A 6360-nucleotide genomic window follows, 5' to 3' on the forward strand; every position below is an offset into this window, starting at 1 on the left:
CGGCGGCAACGGCGTCGAGGACCGTCACGAAGCGTTGCGCGAGTGCCTGCGCCGTCGTCTCGTCGAAGAGGTCGGCGGCGTAGGTGAGTGCGATCCGCATGCCGTCGTCGTCGGCGAGCGGCTCCACGGTCACCTGCAGGTCGAACTTCGCGGCGAGCACCCCCGAATCGAGTGCTTCCACCGTGAGCTCGGGCAGTTCGAGCCGGGCGGGTTCGAGGTTCTGGAACGAGAGCATCGTCTGGAAGACGGGATGACGTGCCGGCGACCGGGTGGCGACGACCTCGTCGACGATGCGCTCGAACGGGACGTCGGCGTGCGCGAACGCTTCGAGATCGGCGGTGCGTGCCTGTCCGAGGATGTCGGCGAAATGCGCGCCCGGATCGACGTCCGTGCGCAGCGCGAGTGTGTTCACGAACATGCCGACGATGTCGTCGAGCACCCGCGAGCCGCGTCCCGCGACAGCGGTTCCCACGACGACGTCCCGCGAACCGCTCATCCGCGCGAGCAGGACGGCGAGCGCGGCGTGGACGACCATGAACAACGACGCGCGGTTCTCGGTCGCCAGTGCCTCGAGCCGCTGCCGGGTCGGCGCGTCGACCTCGGTGAAGACCGTGGCTCCGCGCAGGCTCGGTACCGCGGGGCGCGGCCGGTCGGTGGGCAGGTCGAGCAGGTCCGGTACCCCGGCCAGCTGCTGCTTCCAGTAGGCGAGCTGGCGACCGGCCGGCGAGTCGGGGTTCTCGGCGTCGCCGAAGGTCTCCTGCTGCCACGCCGCGAAGTCCGCGTACTGCACCTCGAGCGGTGGCCGGTCGGGGCGCGATCCGGACAGCCGGGCGACGTAGGCCTCCATGAGGTCGCGCGCCAACGGCACGAGCGAGGCACCGTCGGCCGAGATGTGGTGCACCACGAGTGCGAGGACATGATCGTCGGAGACGACCGGGCCGGCGCTGCCGCCGGCAGAGATCGAGACGAGGCGACCGCGTACGGGCGGCTCGGAGGACACGTCGAATCCCTGCGCGGCGACCTCGACCACCGCTTCGAAGGCCTCCTGCTCGGAGGCCACCCGCATCACCTCGAGCAGCGGCATCGACTCCGCATCCAGAATCTTCTGGAACGGGCCCTGCTCGTCCTGCGCGTAGACGGTGCGCAACGTCTCGTGCCGCTCGACGACGTCGCGTACCGCTGCGGTCAGCGCATCGATGTCGAGCGCACCCCGCAGGCGGATGGCGAGCGGGATGTTGTAGGTCGCGGAGCCCGGATCGAGCTGGTTGAGCACCCACACGCGCTGCTGTGCGAGCGAGAGCGGGATGCGATCGGGACGCGGCCGTGCGACGAGCTCCGGCACCGCGCGATCGGAACCGCCGCCGTCGACGCGCGCCGCCAGACCCGCGACGGTGGGATCTTCGAACAGTCCCCGGATGGCCAGGCTCGCTCCGGTCGCCTCGTTGATGCGGGCGACGACCCGTGTCGCGACGAGGGAGTTGCCGCCGAGGTCGAAGAACGAGTCGTCGGCACCGACGCGTTCGATACCCAGCACCTCGGCCCAGACCTGCGCGACGATCCGTTCCGATTCGGTGGCCGGTTCGCGGAAACGATCGGCGTCGATGTCGATGCGGGGCACGGGGAGAGCGCGCCGGTCGAGCTTGCCGTTCACCGTGAGCGGCAGTTCGTCGAGCACGGTCACCACATCGGGAACCATGTACCCCGTGAGGAATTCGGATGCGTGCGCGCGCACCGCGGCCGGATCGACGGTCTCACCGGTGCGGGCGACGACGTAACCGACGAGACGTTCGCCGAGTCCGTCGTCCCGGACCATCGCGACGGCCTGTGCGACACCCGGAGCCTGCAGCAGCTGCGACTCGATCTCGCCCAGTTCGATACGGAAGCCGCGGAGCTGGACCTGCGAGTCGCTGCGACCCGCGTATTCGAGGATGCCTTCGCCGTTCCACCGCGCGATGTCGCCGGTGCGGTAGAGGCGACCGCGACCGAAGGGGTTCGCGACGAAGCGCGCGACCGTCAGGTCGGGGCGTCCGAGATATCCGCGGGAGAGCTGGTCGCCGGAAATGTACAGCTCCCCCGGCACGCCGGCGGGCACGGGATGCAGGCGCCGGTCGAGGACGTAGGCGTCCAGTCCGGGAAGCGAGCGTCCGATCGCGCTGGCGGCACCGGCCTTCGCGAGGGCGCGGTCGATGGGCTGGTACGACACGTGCACCGTGGTCTCGGTGATGCCGTACATGTTCACCAGTTGTGGGTCGGCGGGGTGACGATCGAACCAGCCCGCGAGCCGGGCCGGGTCGAGTGCCTCGCCGCCGAAGACGACGTAGCGCAGCGCGAGCGGTGCCGTGTCGGCCGCGAGAGTGCGATCGGCCTCGTCGAACTGGTAGAACGCCGACGGCGTCTGGTTGAGCACCGTGACGCCCTCGCGGCGCACGAGCTGCGCGAACAGCTCGGGTGACCGGGAGGTGAGGTAGTCGACGACGACGAGCCGGCCCCCGTACAGCAACGGTCCCCACAGCTCCCACACCGAGAAGTCGAAGGCGTAGGAGTGGAACAGCGTCCACACGTCGTCCGGGCCGAAGCCGAAGCGGGGCTCGGCGTTGGCGAAGAGGGTCAGTACGTTCCGGTGCGTGACAGCGACGCCCTTGGGGCGGCCGGTGGAACCGGAGGTGAAGATGACGTACGCGAGATCGTCCGGCTGCGGCGATGCGATCCGGTCGGCGTCGGTGAGCGGATCGGCCGAGACCGAGGCGTCGTTCTGTGCGGCGGCGACGTCGAGCATCTCGATTCCGCTGCCGCGCAACGCCTCCGCTCCGGGCTCGTCTCCGAGTGCATCCGAGGTGAGGATCACGCGGGGCCGTGCCTGGTCGAGGATGTACCACACACGGTCCTGTGGGTGAGCGGTGTCGATCGGCAGGTAGGCGCCGCCGGAGAGCACGACCGCGGTGAGAGCGACCACGAGGTCCTCGGTCCGCGGCAGAGCCACCGCGACGAGAGTGCCCGGTCCGACGCCTGCGCCGACGAGCCGGCGTGCGATCCGGTTCGCGCGGGCACCGAGCTCGGCGTACGTGAGGGTCGTCTCGCCGTGGGTCACCGCGGCATTCGCGGCGTGGGTGCGGACGGCCGCGTCGAAACGTGCAGCCAGCGTGGCCGGTTCGACGACCGGGACGGATTCGCCGAGCGTGTTCCACTCGGTGAGGATGCGGTCGAGTTCGCCATCGGTGGCGAGCGGCACGTCGCCGACAGCGACGCGCGGATCGGTGGTGACCGCCTCGAGGATCCGCGAGAACCGTTCTGCGACAGCGGCGACGGTCTGCTGATCGAACAGTTCGGTGGCGTAGTTGAATTCCACCACGAGGCCGGAGGGATCGCCGGCGGCGTCGACGACGTCGACGACGGTGACCTGCAGGTCGAACTTGGCGACCTGCGCGTCGAAGTCGATACCGGAGACGGTCAGCTCGGGCAGTTCCAGCTGTGAGACCGGCATGTTCTGGAAGGTGAGCATCACCTGGAAGAGCGGGTGGCGCGCCTGCGAACGAGGCGGATCGAGCACCTCGACGAGCCGCTCGAACGGCACGTCGGCGTGGGTGAACGCCTCGAGGTCGGCCGTGCGCACCGAGTCGAGGAAGTCGCCGAAGGACGCATCGGGTTCGACGGGTGTACGCAGCACCAGGGTGTTGACGAACATGCCCACCAGATCGTCGAGCGCGGCGTCACCGCGGCCGGCGACGGGGGTGCCGATGGTGATGTCGTCGTTACCGCCGAGCCGGGCGAGAAGCACGGCGAGCGCGGCGTGGACGACCATGAATTCCGTTGCGCCGCTGCGGCGGGCGAGATCGGCGATCGCTGCGCGGACCCGCTCGTCGAGGGTGAGGCGGTGCGAGGCACCCCGATAACTCGCGACGGCCGGCCGGGGACGATCGGACGGCAGCGTCGCCTCTTCGGGCAGATCGGCGAGGGTCCGCGTCCAGAAGTCCGTCTCGCGCGCCATGAGCGACTCGGGGTCGGACTCCTCGCCGAGGACCTCGCGCTGCCAGAGTGTGTAGTCCGCGTACTGCACCTCGAGCGGTGCCCATCCGGGTTCCCCGCCCGCGACACGCGCGGCGTAGGCCGTCACCACGTCGCGGGTCAGCGGTCCCATCGAGTAGCCGTCGGCGGAGATGTGGTGCACCACGACGACGAGCACGTGCTCGTCCGGGGCCACGGAGAACAGGCGCACTCGGATCGGAACCTGTTGCGTCACATCGAAACCGGTGGTGACCGCTTCGGCGACCCGGGCCGGGACCTCGTCGGCGTCGACGGTCTCGGGGCGGACCTCGACGACCGCGTCCGCAGCGGGCAGCACCTGCTGGTAGCCGACACCGTCGATCTCGGGGTAGACGGTGCGAAGCGATTCGTGGCGTTCCACCACGTCGGAGACCGCCGCCTGCAACGCGTTGGTGTCCAGTCGTCCCGAAAGGCGAATGGCCACAGGGATGTTGTTCACGGCGGAGTGCGGTTCGAGCCGATTGAGGAACCACATGCGTTGCTGCGCCAACGACAACGGCACCCGCTCCGGACGCCGCCGCGCCGCCAACACCACACTCCCGGCCCCGGCACCGACGGTGTCGATATCGACACGGGCCGCCAACTCCTGCACCGACGACGCCTCGAACACCACCGGCACCGCCACCCGATACCCCAACCGCGCCGACAACCGCGCCACCAACCGCGTCGCCGCCAACGAATTACCACCGAGATCGACGAACGAATCGTCCAACCCGACCCGCTCGACCCCCAGAACCTGCGCGACCTCCTCGGCCACCGCGATCTCCACCGGTGTCCGCGGCGCCCGATACTCGGCCACCTCGAACACCGGCGCCGGCAACGCCGCCCGATCGACCTTCCCCACCGGCGTCAGCGGCACCTCGTCGAGCACCGTCACCGACGACGGCACCATATAACCGGGCAACACCTCCCCCACCGACGCGCGCACCTGCGCCGGATCGAGCACCACCCCCACCTCGGGCACCACATACGACACCAACGCCGACTCCCCCGACGCCAACGCCGCCCCCACCGTCACCGCGAAACCGACCCCCGGCACCGACGACAACACCGCATCGATCTCCCCCAGCTCGATCCGGAAACCCCGGATCTTGACCTGGAAATCACTGCGTCCCACATACTCGAACACCCCATCGCCGCTGCGACGCACCAGATCCCCCGTCCGGTACATCCGGCCACCCGGGGTGAACGGATCGGCCACGAACCGCGCCGCGGTCAACCCGAACCGACCGTGATAACCCCGCGCCACCTGCGCCCCGGCCACATACAACTCACCGACCACACCCTCGGGCACCGGACGCAACCGCTCATCGAGCACGAACGCCCCCACCCCCGCGATCGCCGACCCGATCACCACCGGCGCATCGGGCACCAACTCCGCCGACGAGGTCGCCAGAATCGTCGTCTCCGTCGGACCATAGGCATTGAAGAACCGCCGCCGACCCGGCACCGACCACCGCCGCACCAGATCCGGGGTGAACGACTCGCCCGCCACGACCACCACACGCAGATCGTCCAACCCGGCAGGATCCATCGACCCCAACGCACCCGGCGTCATGAACACATGCGACACCGACTGCGACGCAATCACATCCGCCAGATCCGGACCACCACCGACCCCCGCCGGCGCCACCACCACCGTCGCACCCGCCGAGAACCCCACCCCCAACTCGAGCAACGACACATCGAAACTCGGCGAACACACATGCAACACCCGCGACGAGCCATCGACCCCGAAATGCTCACGCTCGGCCGAAATCACCCCACCGACACCGGCATGCGAGACCACCACACCCTTCGGCCGCCCCGTCGACCCCGAGGTATAGATCATCCACGCCGCATCCGACGGCTCGAGCGAACGCACCCGATCCGCATACGAGACCGGACGCGACGACAACTGCCCCACCTGCGCGGCCACCGACACCTCGTCGACCGCCACCACCGGCACCGACCCCGCCGCCTCGGCCACCACCTGCGCCACCGACGCCACCGTCAACGCCAACACCGCACCCGAATCGGCCACCATGAACTGCACCCGCTCGGCCGGATAACCCGGATCCACCGGCACGAAAGTCGCCCCCGACTTCGCCACCGCCCACAACACCACCACCGACTCGAGCGACCGCGGCACCGCCACCACCACCGCATCCCCCGGCCCCACCCCACGACCGATCAACCACCGCGCCCACCGCGACGACACCGCATCGAGCTCCCGATACGACAACGACCGAGAACCCTCCACCACCGCCACCGCATCACCGGCCGACTCCACCGCCGACACCAACAACTGCGGCAACAACACACCACGACGACCACGGG

At 69.6% G+C, this 6360-nt stretch carries 1 protein-coding gene; it reads right to left on the minus strand.

The features are described from left to right. Window positions 1-6360: amino acid adenylation domain-containing protein (locus ACLBYD_RS30035; protein WP_447819310.1), on the minus strand; the 6360-nt coding region annotated here is incomplete at both ends.

This window comes from Rhodococcus sp. C26F, assembly GCF_053345925.1.